Raw genomic sequence first — 14,908 nt, forward strand, 5'->3', positions numbered from 1 at the left:
TTTTCAAAGCAATAATTTATATTTAATTTTTAAGATGTTTTATTGTTCATGCTAACCCATTTAGTTGAATATTGTTTAGTATAAAACGTATATAATCTTGTGGTCGCTACTGAGTGGAGCGAGATGTACTGTAGCAGAAGCCACCTTTGTTATGGCTGTACGACTACTCGTTGTGAAAGAGTGCTACCGCCAGCCGAGCGTACTTGTAATAGATAAAGACCAGCCGGATACGCATGCAAATCTAGTGTGGTACGAGTAGTGGCTGCCTGTTGCAGCACCATGGTGCCTGCTTGGTTAAACAAACGAATGTCGGTGGGGCTGAAGGAGGGAGGTATCTCTATGTGTAGTTTTCCAGTAGTAGGATTTGGGTAGGCTTGCCAAGTGACAACGGGGGCTGCCGGGCGTGTGGGTAGCACCTGCGCAAAGCGCTGGCGGGCATCGTCGGCGGCGGCTTGCAATTCTGGCAACGATGATGCTCCCAACACGGCCAGCGTTAGGGTGGTGGAGTCGCCGGGGGGTAGGGCACGTAGAGCGGCGCCTACCAGCTGTGAAACATCGGCGCCGTAGGGTAGGCCAGCACTAGCATACGTAGTTCCATTGCTGAGACCGTCGTATTTTTCGGTTCGGCTAAAGCCCCCAGTAGCTGGTGCTACTAGACCGGTAGTAGCGGCATTGTTGATGGCGTAGTATGCAGGCGCTCCTCCATCCAGCACCTGCACACCCACGTACAGATCGGAGGTGGCCAGGCTATACACGTACCCTAGCGCACGGCTGGCATCCCACATGGCCACATTGCGAGCAGCATCGCGGGGTAGGTCCCAATCCATAAATAGACCAGCGTAGAGCGGCTTTAGCGTATCGGGGGTCATGTTGGTGAGCCGATACTGTAGCACTACATAGTTGCGGGCAGGAGCAGCGGCCCAAGCGTAGGCGTGCTGGTGCACCCGCACCCCTACCGTGCGGTTACGTGTGGCACTAGGCAGTGAGTCCTGAAACACACCCTGTGCCTCCTGCGTGGCCCGCACAGGGCGGCTAAAGAGCGTCTGACTTTGCATGTGAAAATCCTGGTCATTCCCTTTGGCGCCGCGCACCTGACTGGAGACACGCGTGGGCGATGTAGCTACCACCAGCCCTCCTTCATACAACAGTGAGCTACCTTGGCGATAGGTAATCCCTTCCCCGATACCAGAAGCAGGATTGTCGTAACCCAGCGTACCCTGGCTGGCCAGGGTAAGCCGCAAGTCGTTTGCATCGAGCACCACGTAACCGGGATTTAAAACCACCGTCAGATACTGTGTGGTTTGGAAACCGTTATCAGCCATTAGCCGGCACTCAATCAGCGCTTTGGCATTGAGCGGCGTATTGGCAGCAACTGTCAGCCGGAAGGGTTTATCGATGTTGGTAGCTCTCCCGAGCGTGGGCAGGGCTGCCACGGCAAAAACATCGGAAGGAGTGGTGAGGTAGGGAGAAAGCGACGTGAGAGACACCCGCAGGTTAGTTACCGGCTGCAAAAGGTTCTGCACTTCTATTTCCAACTCTTGCTGCCCTGCCGTGCTGGTGCGCAGTACCTGACTGCGTACGACTCGCGCAGCGCGCGCATCGGTAGTCAGCACAGCTCGGTATGCATCCAGTCGACCTGTGCCCAGCTTGCCCAGGTAGGCCGCATTGCCGGGTAGGGTGTAAATATCGGGATTAGTAGTGGCGCGCACTTGCGCAATTACTTGTGCTGCTGAATAGCTAGGAAACTGGCTACGCACCAGTGCCGCCACACCCGCCGCAATAGGCGCGGCAAACGACGACCCAGTTACGGATACATATCCATCCACATAATCACCCAGAGTGGTTAGAACGTCTGTGCCCAGCGTGCATATATCAACACGTCGGCTATAGGTGAGGGCACCCCTCGTATTATCGGCTCGTATACCAGCCACCGACAACACATGGTCGTAGCTGGCAGGATAAAAATCCTGTTCTGCATTGTTATTACCAGCCGCTGCTACAATCACCACATCCCGATTTACGGCAACGTAGCTGATAACATCTTGTTCGTATTGAGAGCGGCTGCCCGGTCCGCCCCACGATACATTAAGCACTTGGCAACCGTGCTCGGCGGCGTACACCATCGACTCATAACCCGAGAAAGCACCCTGCGCCGTACTCGGATATATTTTGAGAGGCAAATAGCGGCATTTGTATCCTACTCCCGCAATGCCCTTTGCATTATCAGGTGTGCCTGCTGCTATGCCGGTAACTAACACACCATGTTTCTTGGGACCAAGTAGTGCGTCGACATAGGGATTGTTATCCTTATCGGCTAGGTCCCAACCTCTGAAGTTGTCAATATAGCCATCGTGGTCATTATCAATGCCGTCAATCGGATCTGCATAATTATATTTTACCTGACCTAAATCTTGGTGGTCGAAATTGATACCCGTATCAGAAATACCAATTACAATAGTGGTATCGCCCTTTGTTACATCCCAGGCGCTGTACGCCCGAATGTTGCGCAGATACGATTGTCCATCAGTGCGGGTGGAATCAGCTAGGGGGTCATTGGGTTGGGAGAGCGGCGCGTAGTAGTAAAGCGGCTCGGCGTACAGCACAGTGCCGGTATTCTGCAGCAGGTGCCGTGCCCGGTCGAGGTCTGTGGGGGTAGGCAACTGGATTTCATAAATCAGGCTGATATCGACCGACCCGGGCTTTTCAGGATCGGGGAGGAGCGTGTTGCTGAATTTCTGGTGCAACTGCGTGGCCCCGATACGTTGCAGGGCAGCTAACAGGGTAGGCTCGGCAATGACCGTGGCCGTAGCCAAATGACGCAACTCCGGCTTCAGACGGAAAACCAGCCGTCCCGGCTGTACGGTTGGGGCTGAAGGTGTAGCCGAATCAGACGGTTGAGCTGCTACCCGCAGAACAGGTAGTAGCCAGCAAATCAGCAAGAAATAACGAACAACACGTAACGGTAGCTGCATCGGGGGTAGGTAAGGAAATGGTAGAAATCCGCACGCATTGGCAAGTTCATACGAACTTGCCAATGCGTGCGGATTTCTACGTTTTGTTTACCTCCGATTACTGCAAGAACCCCGCCTTTTTGCGCGTGTTTTGTTAGCCGTTTAGTTGCCCGTGGGCCGCTCTGCACCCGAAGCTTCGGGTGCGCATTCTTTGCCTGTTACCTGGCCATCGGCACCAAACATAATCTTGATCGGCTGTGTATCGGTGGCGCTGCCGAAGAGGTAGGACCAAGTGTGGCCATTGCCGGTAGCGTCGTCGCCGGTGGGTTCGCCCATTAGGTGGCGCACTTGCTCCTGTGTCATCCCTACCGTTACTTCAGCGCAGCTAACCGCGTTTTTATAGCTTTCCTGGGCCGTACAGGCACTCAGTAGCAAGGCCGCAGCAGCGGCTAGCGTGGCGTATATTTTCATGGTTAGATGCTTCTAAACGATGTCGCGCAGGTCCTTGCGCAGGTTTTCAATACCACGCGCTATTTCTTCCCACAGGCTTTTATTTTGTTCCGATGGGGTAGCGCCAGCCGCGTGTTCGGTAGGAGTAGGGCCGAGTTGCGCAACCAGCTTTGCCCGCTTGGCTTCCAGTGCCGCCGCGTGCTCATGGTAGGTGGCGTGCGAGCCGGCGGTGGTAGCGTGGGCGCGGTTGTGCAGTGTCTTTATTTTGGCGTCCAATTCCTCCAACGCCTGCCGTAAGTCGGCATCGGAAAGGTGTTGGGGTACGCGCACATTTTCGGGAGTGGGAACAGACGACATAGTGTAGAGGTGATAGAGCCGACCGATTATCGGCGGCCGTTCTTGCTTCTACTGGTTTTAGGTCGGAAGAGTTAGGAAGTGGTGCGTTTGTGAAATGGTGAATGCGAGAGCGTCTGTCATCCTGAGCAGCGCGAAGGACCTTCTCACGGTAGAACAAGTCGTTAGTACAATAGTCGTTCAACTGGCAGAAGGTCCTTCGCAAGCGCAGGATGACAGGCGCTACTCTACTATCTCAAAAATTCATAAGCTCACCATTTCACCACTGCAACGGCACACCCAATTCTCGCGCCAGCGGTGCGGCGGCCGATTGATACAGCCGTGTCAGTAGCTCATTAAGGCTATCGGCCAGCTCCACGTGGTAGTCTTCGTGAAGTTTCTGGGCTTGTTTGAGGGCTTCTTGGGTGCGGCGGGCTAAGTGTTGGAGAAGGGGCTGGGTAGGGCCGTGCAGGCGCGCCACGCTTTCGGGTTGGTGGGCAAACACGTTCAGCAGCAGGCGGATACTCAGCTCTACCTCGCCGTATGTATCACCCGTGATTTTAGTGTGATAGGCCAGCCGCGCCTGGAGCTGCCGCAGAATCACGAGCAGGTCGTTGGGGGTTTGGTGGTAGCCGCGCACGGGGTCGTCTACTTGCTGGCGCAGGCGGTGGCGGCGTTCCTCCAGGGCATCGGGGCCTTCGAGCAAACGGTAGCTGAGCTGCTCCATGAGCACGCTATCCTGGGCTACAAGGCGGGCCAGCAACTGGTCTTTTTCTTTCTGGGGTAGGTTGAAAAGAGCTTTGCGTAGGTCGGGGGGTAGGGCAGGCATTGGGGTAGTCGATTATTTCATCGAATGTCATTTAACAACATCAGCAACGACGGGCGCGTGCAACGCGCCCCTACTCCTCTGCCACTTCCTGTGCCTCAGGCTTGATACGACCAGCCAAAGCCAGGCGGTTCTTTTCCTCATCAAACTCGTTCTCGCTCTTGGCTATAACCACCGTGGCCACGGCGTTACCGATGATGTTAGTAATGGCCCTGGATTCCGACATAAACCGATCCACGCCCAGCAGCAGTGCCATGCCTTCCACGGGTATCACCTTGGTAGCGGCCAAAGTAGAGGCCAGCACAATAAACCCCGAGCCCGTAACGCCCGCCGCGCCCTTACTGGTCAGCATCAGAATGCCGATGATGGTAAGCTGCTGCGTCAGGGAAAGGTCGATGCCGAAAGCTTGAGCCAGGAAAATGGCCGAGATGGAAAGATAGATGGTGGTGCCATCGAGGTTGAATGAGTAGCCCGTGGGAATCACCAAACCTGCTACTGAGCGCGAGCAGCCGAAGGTTTCGAGCTTGTCGATGAGTAGGGGTAGGGCCGACTCCGACGACGACGTACCCAGCACAATCAGCAGCTCTTCTTTGATGAAAGCGAGCAGCGTCAGAATACTGAATTTGTAGCGCCACGCCACTAACCCCAACACCCCGAAGATGAACAGGGCCATGGTGCCGTACACGGTCAGCATCAACTTGGCCAGGGGTAGGAGGGTGCTAATGCCGTACTTACCAATCGTAAAGGCCATGCCGCCGAAGGCCCCTAGCGGCGCCAGTTTCATCACCAAGCCCAGCACCGCAAAAAAGATCTGACTCAGCTTCTCGAACATGCTGATAACAGGCGCGCTGATGTCCACTTTCACCTTGCTCAGGGCCAGCCCAAATAGCACCGCTATCAGCAGCACTTGCAGCACGTCGCTCTCGGCAAAAGCCCCCACAAAGCTGTCGGGCACGATGTGGGTGAAGAATTTCACCCAGTCCATGTTGGCGCCTTTTTCGGCGTACTCGGCCGTTTCGCTGGCCTGGGCAGCTACGGTGCTGGTATCGATACCGCGGCCGGGCTGGGCTAGGTTGGCCGCGGCTACCCCAATTACCAGCGCAAACGTGGTGATGATTTCGAAGTACAGAATGGCCTTGCCGCCCACGCGCCCTACCTTCTTCAGGTCGCCGATGTTGCCAATGCCCAGTACCACCGTCAGGAAGATGATGGGGGCAATCAGCATCTTGATCAGGTTAATGAACGTGTCGCCGATGGGCTTCATTGCCGCGCCTACCTCGGGAAAGAACGTGCCAACCAGAATGCCCAGCACAATGGCCGTAAGAACCTGAAACGTGAGGTTGCGGGATATTTTTTTCATGCCCCGCGAAGCTACGAAAGCGGACGGTAGGGTAGGGTATAAACCAAAACCACCTGTCATCCTGAGCGGAGCGAAGGACCTTCTCACGCTAGCACGACCTGCGTCAGATAGCAACTATCTAATGCAAGTCGTGCTAGCGTGAGAAGGTCCTTCGCTCCGCTCAGGATGACAGGTGAGAGTTGGAAGGGTAGGCAGGTGATACCTACTTCTTCGCGTAAGCCACGCGGTAAATCACCCCATTCGCATCATCTGACACTAAAATAGAGCCATCGGCGTGCTGGGCAATGCCACACACGCGGCCAAATTGTGCCTTATCTCCATCTACGAGCCAGCCGGTCACAAAATCCTCAAATTTCTCGGGCTGGCCCTGCTGGTTGAAGTGCACACGCACCAGCTTATAGCCCGAGGGCTCGGCGCGATTCCAGGAGCCGTGCATGGTCACGATGGCGTCGTTTTGGTATTCCTGCGGAAACTGCTTGCCGTTGTAGAACACCATACCCAGCGGAGCTGAGTGAGCCTTATACAGTAGCTTGGGTTTCACGGTTTTGGCCGCGTACTGCTCGTAAGTCTGGCCGCCGGGTGGCTCATCGGCGGGGTTGGCTTTGCCATCTTCGAACACAAACGGCCAGCCGTAGTTACCGCCTTTCTTGATTTCGTTCAGTTCCTCATGCTGCTGCTCGTCGCCGAGCCAGTCGATGCCGTGGTCGAAGCCGAAGAGCTGCCCCGTGCGCGGGTGCCAGCCAAAGCCGATGGTGTTGCGCAAGCCTTCGGCATACACCGTGCGGCCCGAGCCGTCGGTTTTCACTTGCAGCAGGGTCGCGTTTTCCTTGTTGTTCTCGTCGCAGGCGTTGCAGGTACTACCCACCGAGAGGTAGAGCGTACCGTCAGGGGCGAAGTTGAGGGTGCGGTTGGGGTGCTGGCCGGCGTCGGGTAGGTCGTTGTACAGGCGCTTCAACGGGCTCAGCGAGCCGTCTTTCTGAATATCGGCCACATACAAGTCCCGGATGGCCGCCACGTAGAGCTTACCGTCTTTAATGGCTAGGCCGTGCAGGTTATCGGCCTGGGCTACCTGCTTGGTTTGGTCGGCCTTGCCGTCCTTGTTGGTGTCGCGCAGCAACGTAACGGTGCCTTTGTCGCGGTTCGATACGTACACGTCGCCGTTGGGGGCGACGGCCAGCATCCGGGGCTTTTCCAGCTTATCCGCAAACTTAGTGATTTTGAAACCGGGCGGCGCTTTCAGCTGCGCTACGCGGGCATCGGTGGGGTCTACTTGCTCGGGCTTGAAGATGTGGCCGTCGTAAGACGCCTTCACCGACTTTTGGTAATCGTTCTGGGCGGTAGCTGTAAGCGTGGTAGCCAGCGCCGCGGCAGTTAAGGTATGACGAAGTAAGTGCATCATTGAATAAGAAAGGTTGTGTCCTATTCAACTGCGGATAATGAGGTAGGGTTACGAAACCTTATAAGCAGGCTACCCTTTCGTAAGACGGACCCCAACTGTAAAGCCGGCCCGTATCCAGAGAAAACTCTTTTTATCTGAGTAAGAGGACTGATTGAAGCTGCCTGAAGTGATCTGCCAGCGATAGGCTGGGCCAGCGTACACTTCCGCAGTCAACCGCGAAAACAACGCCTGATGGCCCAATAGCGCACCTGTTTCCACTTCTGTGCGCCGCCGCTGGGTAGCGCCGGGCGGCGGCAGGTCGCCCAGGCCTAGCCGTAAGTGTCCCACTCCCACAAACGGACTCAGAAACAGACCTACATTCGGCTGCGGAGGGTGTAGGTACCGGCGGTAGTCGAGGTAAACTTTCGGGCCGCTGCTTGGCTCGGCATCCTGCGCCGGAAAGTGCCGGTAGCTTCCCAGCAGTTGAACAGATGACCGACTGTTCCACCCCACTTCCAGGCCTAGCGTAGCAGACAGCGGAATAAGCTCTCCTACATGCAACAGCGGGTTAATGCTGATTTTGGGCGTGATAGTCTGCCCCGTTGCCGTACCAACCAAGAGCAGCCACAACACGCAAATACTCCCTGCCAACCGACACATAACAAATAACAAATAAGATATATGCGGAGAGTTTTATCCCAATAATTCCTGATTCACATATACATACGTATACCGATGTGCTACCCCTTCGGGCACTTGCGGCAGCTGTTGCTGCGTCCAGGTGTCATCATCATAAATACCGGCGAGCTGAGCTTCAATAGCGTCTAATGTCAGCTCAGTCAGGGTAGGGTCGAGCTGGGTGGCGCGCTGGTGCAGTTCCTCGGGCGTGGTGGCCAGCGTGGTAGGGGTAGGCGCTTCGGAGGTGGGCAGGCTTTGCAGTGCGGCCAGCACTTTGGGCGTGAGGTATTGTTTCATATCGAAGGTAGGATAGAGCCTAAGCTACGCAAAAACCACCGAAGCCTACGAAACGGCTACCCGCGTTGGGCCGTACGCACAAGCTCAACATCACCTTCCGCTCTGCCCGCATGAACTTCCTGACCGTCGGCCACGACCCTCAACACCATCCTATCCGCCTGCATTACGTCGATTTGGGCGAGGGAGAGCCCATTGTGCTGCTGCACGGCTACCCCGCCAGCCTCGAAATGTGGGAGCAGCAGTTACTGGAACTGCCCCGCCACGGCGCGCGGGTGGTAGCCTACTCCCGGCGCGGCTTCGGCTACTCCGACAAGCCCTGGGACGGCTACGACTACGACACGTTCGCCGACGATCTGAAGGCTGTACTCGATGCGCTGGACCTGCACAACGTGACGCTGGTAGGCTTTTCGATGGGCGGGGGCGAAGTGGCGCGCTACATGCACCGCCACCAGGGCGCCAGGGTAGGGAAGGTGGTGTTTGTGTCGTCTGTGACGCCCTACCTGTTTCAGGACGAGGCCAACCCCGCGGGCCTGAGCGAGGAAGACCGCGCGGAGGAAATTGCCCGCGTCCGCGCCGACCGTTTCGCGTTTCTGCGTGACTACAACCGGCAGTTCTACAGCAGCGGCTTGCTGCACGCTTCCGTCGGCAGCGCCTCGATGCATTGGATGCAGCAGCTCTGCCAACGCGCCGCGCCCTGGGCCACCGAGGCCTGCATTGCGGCCTTCGGCACCACTGATTTCCGCGCCGATTTAGCGTTCCTAAGCCTGGCCGTGCCCATTCCTACCCTAGTTATCCACGGCAGCCACGATGAGCTATCGGCGGCCAAAGCGGGTGGGCGCCGGATGTGGCAATATGTGCCCCAAGCCGCCTACTTGGAATACGATGGCGCCCCGCACGGCCTGTTTCTGACAGACAAAGACAGATTCAATCAAGACGTGCTGGCGTTTGCAAAATACGGGCTGAAGGGTCTGGAATGAGCGGTGTAGAGCGCGATGTAGCGACACAACATATGGTGTCGCTATATCGCTGATGTTGGTCGTTCAACTTGGAGACGCAACATGTGGTGTTGCTACACCGGCTGGCTTTTTAGACGGTCTCAGGTACTCACTACGCTTTTTCCAATCGGCGTTTCAAATACCGTCGGATGGGAATATCCAGCCAAATTAAAGTTAGGTAAGCTAGTACGATCAGCGCTATAGTAGCCAGCGGAACGAGAATACTTAATTGGCCTGCGCTGGGTTTTTGAGCTGCCATATAGCTGAAAAATAACCATATAAAAGGGTAGTGAATGATATAAAGCGGATAAGAAATATCGCCCGAAAATTTGCACACCGCCGCAAGCCGGTCTGATAACTGTGCGCCGGCTCCTAGGGAAATCAAGAAAGGAAAATAAAAAATAATGATAAGCGGCTCCGTTATCCAATTCAATTGATTTGAAAAAGGAGACAGAAGTGCAAGCAACAACAACAAGGTGACGCTGCCCAGCCCAAGGCGCGACGATACTATCCACTGCGAGCGATAGACGAGCATACCCGCCAGAAAAGAAAAAAATACCCTGGCGCCGCCGCCCCAAAAGGTTTCGCCGCTCCAGCCAGCGGCCAGATTTTTAAAATGATACGCCGTGTAGAAAAGCATAACGGCCGCAACAAGTGTTAAAACCCACAACACTTTATTACGCAGCCTAAAAAGCAGTGTCGCGTAGACAATGCTGGCAACGTACTCCCATAAGAGAGACCAGGTAGGTGGATTCAGATGATAAATATTAGCGTATCGCTCTTTTACAAGTGGGTAGGGAATAAGGAAGGCAGATGAGATAAATAATAAAAATGTTTTACCAGCTCCGTAAATAGTATACAAGCTAACAAACGGATCAAAGAAGTATTCAATTAACCCTATAACGGTTCCAATAAGTATTAAAGGGTGCAGACGAATAAGGCGTAGCATGAAGAATTTCGCAAAGCTCATTTCTTCAATTCTATTGTCATAGGCATACGCAATAACAAAACCTGATAAACAGAAAAAGAAATCAACGGCTAAATAACCGTGTCCAATAAAGTTTTTCGTGGAATCGGGGATAATGATTTCCATGAAGTGAAATACCACAACGGCCACGGCCGCTACCCCTCGAAGGCCATCTAGTATTTCCAAATGGGGCCTGCTGGCAAGAAGGGTAGGGAAAGATGTTGCTGATTGCATAATCGGTAGAAGAACGGACTTAGCTGGGCAGTAAAGCTAGTGCTGGGTGTGGTCTACCAAGCTACTATAAATCTACTGCATTGGCCGGCTGCGTGCGCAGCGTATAAAATTGCCCAAACAAACACCTGATACTTCCCGTTGGGCACAACACACTTTGTTGCTTCCTGATGTATCATCGCTACTCGTTACTGCTGCTATTGCTGCTGCCTGCTACTCTGCACGCCCAAACCACGCCCTCTGATACCGTGCGCGTGCTACCCGAAGCCACGGTGATAGGCTATGGTCAGAACCTACCATTGCGCCGCACGGCAGCCGCTGTGGGCGTTGTGAATGCCCGCGTTATTGGCCGTTTCAACGAAGCCAGCCTTGCTGAGGCCGTGAACACGGTACCCGGTGTGCGGCTGGAGGAGCGTGCCACGGCCAGCTACCGGCTCAACATCCGCGGCAGCTCGCTCCGCTCGCCCTACGGCGTGCGCAACGTGAAGGTGTACTACAACGATATTCCGTTTACGGATGCCACTGGCAGCACGGCCCTCAACCTGCTCGATGCCGCTACCATTGGGCGCATAGAGGTACTAAAAGGTCCGGCCGGTAGCGTATATGGTGCGGGTACCGGTGGCGTGGCCCTCCTCAGCAGCCGCCAGCCCGAAATAGGCACCACGCGGGCGCAGGTGGGTTTCACTACGGGTAGTTATGGGTTGCGTCGCTACGCGGCCGTAGCCGAGAGCGGTACGGCTACCAGCTCCATCCGAGCCCAGTATGTGCGCCAGACCCTCGATGGCTACCGCCAGCAAAGCGCCCTACGCCGCGACGTAGTGGCGCTGGACGGCGAGTTTCGGCCATCGGCCAAGCAAACCATTGGCGTGCACGTGCTCTACACGGATATCGACTATGAACTGCCTGGCGGCCTCACGCGGGCGCAGTTTGCGCAAGACCCGCGGCAGGCGCGGCCCAGCACAGCTACCGCAGCGGGCTCGGTAGCGCAGAATACCTTTTATGCTTCGCGCACGGCATTGTTGGGTGTTTCGCACGAGTATCGCTTCACGGAGCGCTTTTCCAATAAAACCACGCTCTACACCACTGGTAGCGCCATTCGCACGGCTGCTATTACCGACTATGAGCGCAATGCTCAGTTAGGCGGCGGTGGACGCACTACGTTCAACTACCGCACGGCGCTGGCCGGCCGCACGCTCCGCCTCACGGCGGGCGGCGAGCTGCAAACGGGTTTCCTGGATGGGCGCAGCTTCCAGAACCTGCGGGGTAGGGTAGGGGCGCTACGCTACAACGACGAGGTGCGCACGCTTACGGGCTTCGGCTTCGCGCAGGCTGATTACGAGCTGCCCGCCGATTTCCTGCTGACCGTAGCCGCCAGCTACAACCGCTTGCGCTACCGCATTGCGCGGGTATCGGACGCCACCACCAACCCCGACGGCTACGAGCTGACGCGCACCTTCCGGCCGGAAGTGTCGCCGCGGGTGGCCCTGCTGAAGCAACTGACGCCGCAGTGGTCGGTGTACGGTAGCGTGAGCACCGGCTACGCCCCGCCCACCACCGACGACATCCGTACTTCTGATGGCTCCCTGAATCGGGAGTTGCAGGCCGAGCGTGGCACCAGCTACGAGGTAGGCACCCGCGGCTCCTTTCTGCAAGATCGGCTCACCTTCGACATAGCCGCCTACGATTTCCACCTGGACCAAACCATCGTGACGCGCACCACTGACCAGGGCGTGAGCGTGTTCTATAATGCCGGCACCACCCGGCAGCGTGGGGTAGAAGCCACCGTGAGCGGCTGGTTGTGGCGTAGCTCGGCCGTAGGTACCCAGCCCATTGCCCTACCCACGGGCGTGCGGGCGTGGGCCAGCTATGCCTACCAGCGCTACCGCTTCGGTACGTACGAGTCGGGTGGCGACGATTTCAGTGGCAACCGCCTCACGGGTACCGCGCCGCACACGCTCACCGCTGGCTTGGATGCTACTTCGGAGTTGGGTTTCTACCTCTACCCCACTGTTAATCACCAGGCCCGCCTACCTCTCAACGATGCCAACACGGAATACGCCACCGGCTACTGGACCTTCGGTAGCCGCGCCGGCTGGCGCCGCACCTTACTGGACCGCCTGGAGATGGACGTGTTTGCAGGCGTCAACAACCTCACCGACCGCAATTACAGCCTCGGCAACGACCTGAATGCGTTTGGTGGTCGTTACTTCCAACCCGCCAATGGCCGCAACTGGTACGGCGGCGCCACGGTAGGCTGGCGCTGGTAAGATGGAGACAGGCAAGTAGTGAAACTAGTCGTTGATGGGGAGTAGTAGTACTGGCAGGGTAGCCCGCTGCACCAGCCTGGCCGTGACGCTGTGGTGGAACAAGTCGCCCAGCCACGTGTGCCGATGCACCTGCGCAACCAGTAGGTCCGCTTCGATTTCCTTCGCACCCTGCGCAACGCCATCGGCTATGGATAGGTGGCGCACGCCGTGGTGGTGCGGCCGCGAATCGGTGGGCAACAAGCCGCTGTCCAGCACGTGCTGGCATGCTACAGCAGTGCTGTCGTTGTCCTCCGGCTCGGCTACGTGTAGGATCGTAAAGCGAGAAGGCAGCTGGTGTAGCCAGGCTACCATATCGTTTGCCTGCGGGAGCAAGGAAAACGGCTGATTGTCGGCGGCAATGGCAACGCACTGCGGCGGCATGGGGATAGGAGCGCTTTCGGGTACTACCAGCAAGGGGCAAGGCAAATGCCCCAGCAGTTTGAGGGCCGTAGTCTGCGCTACCACTTCCGGCGAGCCTTTGGTGGCAGCGGGCCTGCCCAGCAGCAGCAAGGCCGGCTGATAGCGCCGCACGCCGGCGTCCGCAGCCTCGGCTACACGGGCCACGGTAGCCTCCGTAATAACTGGAACCGACAGCTTATCGCGTCGCTGTAACAGGGCCGTGGCAATTTCACCCTCACTCAGCGGCGACAAGCTACCCGTAAGGGCCTCTGGGTCGAAAAGCGACGTGCGCTGTACGTGCAGCAATACCAGGGTAGCGCGTAGTTGCACAGCCAACGCGTCGGCATAGGCTAGCGCGTGGTCGGCGGCGGGCGAGAAATCAGTTAGAACAAGCAGATGCATTGGGCACTGAAGTTAAGTTCTGTAAAACAACACAAACCCAAGCGGCGAGCAGCCATTGGGTAGCAATGCAAAAGCCCGCTCTCCAACGAAACGGAAGAGCGGGCTTACGCCATACGAACTGCCGCTTAGCGGTTGTTGTCGTCAATGGGGTTGTTGAAGCCAGGGTTCATCAACTCGTCGGTTTGGCTGCTGGTATCGGAGTCGGGGCCGGCTGTGGGCGTATCAGGTAGGCCATTGGAGGCTTCGTCCAACATGTCGGAGGTGTCAAGCGTACCTTCTTCGTCCTTTTTATAGGAATACAGTTCTTCGTGGTGCTTGCGCTGCTCCTCAGACATGGGTTGGTTGTCGGAGATGTTGTTTGCTGAATCAGCCATAAAATCAGAATTACAGGTTATCCTCGTTTGGGTCGGGGCCTACGGTGGTGGGGTTACCAGGCTCGTTGGTATGCCAGTTGCGGGTGCCGCTGCCGTAGCGTGGGTCGTCGTCGGCCCAGGAGGTGCGGCTCTCATCTTCTTGGGCGTCGTCGCCCATTGCTTTTGCTACCCCGCTCGGGTCTTGGTTTTGGGCCACGCCGCCGCGCTGAAGCGGGTCAACGGTATCAGGTGCAGCTGCGCCTCCGGGATTGGTGCCGGCAGGCTTGTGCTCAGTACCACTGGTAGTTGTATGGGGCTGCTTGCCAAAGTCGCCGTAGCCGGGCGTGCCGGCGTTGGGCTGCGCTGCTTGTGGGTTGGGCTGCAAGGGTTGTTCGGCTACCTCTTCGCCTTCTTTTAGGTTGAAGACGTCTTGGTTTTCGTGCGGCTTGCGGAACTCGCTGAACTCGTCCGGGTTATCGTTGCTGCCGTCGTTGGGATGCTTTTGCATGGGAGAGAGACTTAGGGTGAAATGGCGGAAAAAACGGTGTAAATGACCGCCCCCGCTTCCTGAACTACGTAAAGTGGGCGGGGCGTGGCTACCTCTGGCAGCAAAAAATGCCCATGTGGTCCTCGCGCATCTTCCTTGTTTTTCTCTTTCAACATCTTCTGCGTATGTCTTTCCCTATTGAGCACCACACCCAGGATCAGGAATTTACCGTCGCCATCGACGGCCACCAAGGCGAACTGGCGTATAGTTTCCCCACCGAAGGTGTCGTCGACTTCACCCACACCTTCGTTGATAAAGCCTTGCGCGGCCAGGGCGTAGCCGATGCCATGGCCCGCCGTGCTCTGGAATTTGCCCGCGAGCAAAAGCTACAGGTGCGCACCAGCTGCGAGTTCATGCAGAAATTTGTGCAAGAGCACCACGACGAATACCAGGACTTGTTGGGGTAGGGGAAAGCAACGTAGCCAGGGTAAGCCA

General features: G+C 56.7%; 15 protein-coding genes. 3 read left to right on the top strand and 12 right to left on the bottom strand.

Annotation, left to right across the window (positions count from 1 at the left end):
• Positions 1-149 precede the first annotated feature (149 nt).
• The 8 genes from F1C16_RS02840 to F1C16_RS02875 form a co-directional block, all read right to left on the bottom strand.
• Complete coding sequence (locus F1C16_RS02840; RefSeq protein ID WP_185282863.1) at positions 150-2,972, bottom strand: S8 family peptidase; 2,823 nt, start codon at positions 2,970-2,972, stop codon at positions 150-152.
• 141 nt (positions 2,973-3,113) lie between these two features.
• The gene (bamE, locus tag F1C16_RS02845; RefSeq protein WP_185282864.1) at positions 3,114-3,422 is read right to left on the bottom strand and encodes an outer membrane protein assembly factor BamE; all 309 of its coding nucleotides are present in this window, start codon (positions 3,420-3,422) and stop codon (positions 3,114-3,116) included.
• A gap of 12 nt (positions 3,423-3,434) precedes the next feature.
• On the bottom strand, positions 3,435-3,758 hold the full coding sequence (locus F1C16_RS02850; protein ID WP_185282865.1) for a hypothetical protein: 324 nt from the start codon (positions 3,756-3,758) through the stop codon (positions 3,435-3,437).
• Positions 3,759-4,014: 256 nt separating this feature from the next.
• Positions 4,015-4,563, bottom strand: coding sequence for a hypothetical protein (locus F1C16_RS02855; protein ID WP_185282866.1), 549 nt, complete (start codon positions 4,561-4,563; stop codon positions 4,015-4,017).
• A gap of 70 nt (positions 4,564-4,633) precedes the next feature.
• Complete coding sequence (locus tag F1C16_RS02860) at positions 4,634-5,920, bottom strand: dicarboxylate/amino acid:cation symporter (protein WP_185282867.1); 1,287 nt, start codon at positions 5,918-5,920, stop codon at positions 4,634-4,636.
• A 202-nt stretch (positions 5,921-6,122) separates the two neighbouring features.
• On the bottom strand, positions 6,123-7,319 hold the full coding sequence (locus F1C16_RS02865; protein WP_185282868.1) for a sorbosone dehydrogenase family protein: 1,197 nt from the start codon (positions 7,317-7,319) through the stop codon (positions 6,123-6,125).
• 69 nt (positions 7,320-7,388) lie between these two features.
• Positions 7,389-7,931, bottom strand: a complete 543-nt coding sequence (locus F1C16_RS02870; RefSeq protein ID WP_185282869.1) for a hypothetical protein — start codon at positions 7,929-7,931, stop codon at positions 7,389-7,391.
• Positions 7,932-7,991: 60 nt separating this feature from the next.
• Positions 7,992-8,273: a hypothetical protein gene (locus tag F1C16_RS02875; RefSeq protein WP_185282870.1), complete on the bottom strand. Its 282-nt coding sequence runs from the start codon at positions 8,271-8,273 to the stop codon at positions 7,992-7,994.
• Positions 8,274-8,338: 65 nt separating this feature from the next.
• On the opposite strand from F1C16_RS02875, the gene F1C16_RS02880 reads away from it, so the two are divergent.
• Positions 8,339-9,250, top strand: coding sequence for an alpha/beta fold hydrolase (locus tag F1C16_RS02880; RefSeq protein ID WP_258049007.1), 912 nt, complete (start codon positions 8,339-8,341; stop codon positions 9,248-9,250).
• A 130-nt stretch (positions 9,251-9,380) separates the two neighbouring features.
• On the opposite strand, the gene F1C16_RS02885 is transcribed toward F1C16_RS02880, so the two are convergent.
• The gene (locus F1C16_RS02885) at positions 9,381-10,469 is read right to left on the bottom strand and encodes an acyltransferase (RefSeq protein ID WP_185282871.1); all 1,089 of its coding nucleotides are present in this window, start codon (positions 10,467-10,469) and stop codon (positions 9,381-9,383) included.
• Positions 10,470-10,636: 167 nt separating this feature from the next.
• On the opposite strand from F1C16_RS02885, the gene F1C16_RS02890 reads away from it, so the two are divergent.
• On the top strand, positions 10,637-12,733 hold the full coding sequence (locus F1C16_RS02890; protein ID WP_185282872.1) for a TonB-dependent receptor domain-containing protein: 2,097 nt from the start codon (positions 10,637-10,639) through the stop codon (positions 12,731-12,733).
• Between the two features lie 24 nt (positions 12,734-12,757).
• On the opposite strand, the gene F1C16_RS02895 is transcribed toward F1C16_RS02890, so the two are convergent.
• From F1C16_RS02895 to F1C16_RS02905, 3 genes are all read right to left on the bottom strand, one after another.
• Positions 12,758-13,573, bottom strand: a complete 816-nt coding sequence (locus F1C16_RS02895; protein WP_185282873.1) for a universal stress protein — start codon at positions 13,571-13,573, stop codon at positions 12,758-12,760.
• Positions 13,574-13,698: 125 nt separating this feature from the next.
• Complete coding sequence (locus F1C16_RS02900; protein WP_185282874.1) at positions 13,699-13,947, bottom strand: hypothetical protein; 249 nt, start codon at positions 13,945-13,947, stop codon at positions 13,699-13,701.
• Positions 13,948-13,957: 10 nt separating this feature from the next.
• A complete protein-coding gene (locus F1C16_RS02905; protein ID WP_185282875.1) occupies positions 13,958-14,434 on the bottom strand; it encodes a hypothetical protein in 477 nt (158 codons plus the stop codon).
• Positions 14,435-14,598: 164 nt separating this feature from the next.
• On the opposite strand from F1C16_RS02905, the gene F1C16_RS02910 reads away from it, so the two are divergent.
• Positions 14,599-14,880 carry a GNAT family N-acetyltransferase gene (locus F1C16_RS02910; RefSeq protein ID WP_185282876.1) on the top strand — a complete coding sequence of 94 codons (282 nt, stop codon included), beginning with the start codon at positions 14,599-14,601 and terminating at the stop codon, positions 14,878-14,880.
• Positions 14,881-14,908 lie beyond the last annotated feature (28 nt).

Origin of the sequence: Hymenobacter sp. NBH84 (assembly GCF_014217645.1) — a bacterium.
Lineage (GTDB): Bacteria > Bacteroidota > Bacteroidia > Cytophagales > Hymenobacteraceae > Hymenobacter > Hymenobacter profundi.

Excerpts from the sequence above, each read along its gene's own strand:
- F1C16_RS02840 (WP_185282863.1), bottom strand. The coding sequence starts at position 2,972 with ATGCAGCTACCGTTACGTGTTGTTCGTTATTTCTTGCTGATTTGCTGG.
- bamE (WP_185282864.1), bottom strand. The coding sequence starts at position 3,422 with ATGAAAATATACGCCACGCTAGCCGCTGCTGCGGCCTTGCTACTGAGT.
- F1C16_RS02850 (WP_185282865.1), bottom strand. The coding sequence starts at position 3,758 with ATGTCGTCTGTTCCCACTCCCGAAAATGTGCGCGTACCCCAACACCTT.
- F1C16_RS02855 (WP_185282866.1), bottom strand. The coding sequence starts at position 4,563 with ATGCCTGCCCTACCCCCCGACCTACGCAAAGCTCTTTTCAACCTACCC.
- F1C16_RS02860 (WP_185282867.1), bottom strand. The coding sequence starts at position 5,920 with ATGAAAAAAATATCCCGCAACCTCACGTTTCAGGTTCTTACGGCCATT.
- F1C16_RS02865 (WP_185282868.1), bottom strand. The coding sequence starts at position 7,319 with ATGATGCACTTACTTCGTCATACCTTAACTGCCGCGGCGCTGGCTACC.
- F1C16_RS02875 (WP_185282870.1), bottom strand. The coding sequence starts at position 8,273 with ATGAAACAATACCTCACGCCCAAAGTGCTGGCCGCACTGCAAAGCCTG.
- F1C16_RS02885 (WP_185282871.1), bottom strand. The coding sequence starts at position 10,469 with ATGCAATCAGCAACATCTTTCCCTACCCTTCTTGCCAGCAGGCCCCAT.
- F1C16_RS02890 (WP_185282872.1), top strand. The coding sequence starts at position 10,637 with ATGTATCATCGCTACTCGTTACTGCTGCTATTGCTGCTGCCTGCTACT.
- F1C16_RS02895 (WP_185282873.1), bottom strand. The coding sequence starts at position 13,573 with ATGCATCTGCTTGTTCTAACTGATTTCTCGCCCGCCGCCGACCACGCG.
- F1C16_RS02900 (WP_185282874.1), bottom strand. The coding sequence starts at position 13,947 with ATGGCTGATTCAGCAAACAACATCTCCGACAACCAACCCATGTCTGAG.
- F1C16_RS02905 (WP_185282875.1), bottom strand. The coding sequence starts at position 14,434 with ATGCAAAAGCATCCCAACGACGGCAGCAACGATAACCCGGACGAGTTC.
- F1C16_RS02910 (WP_185282876.1), top strand. The coding sequence starts at position 14,599 with ATGTCTTTCCCTATTGAGCACCACACCCAGGATCAGGAATTTACCGTC.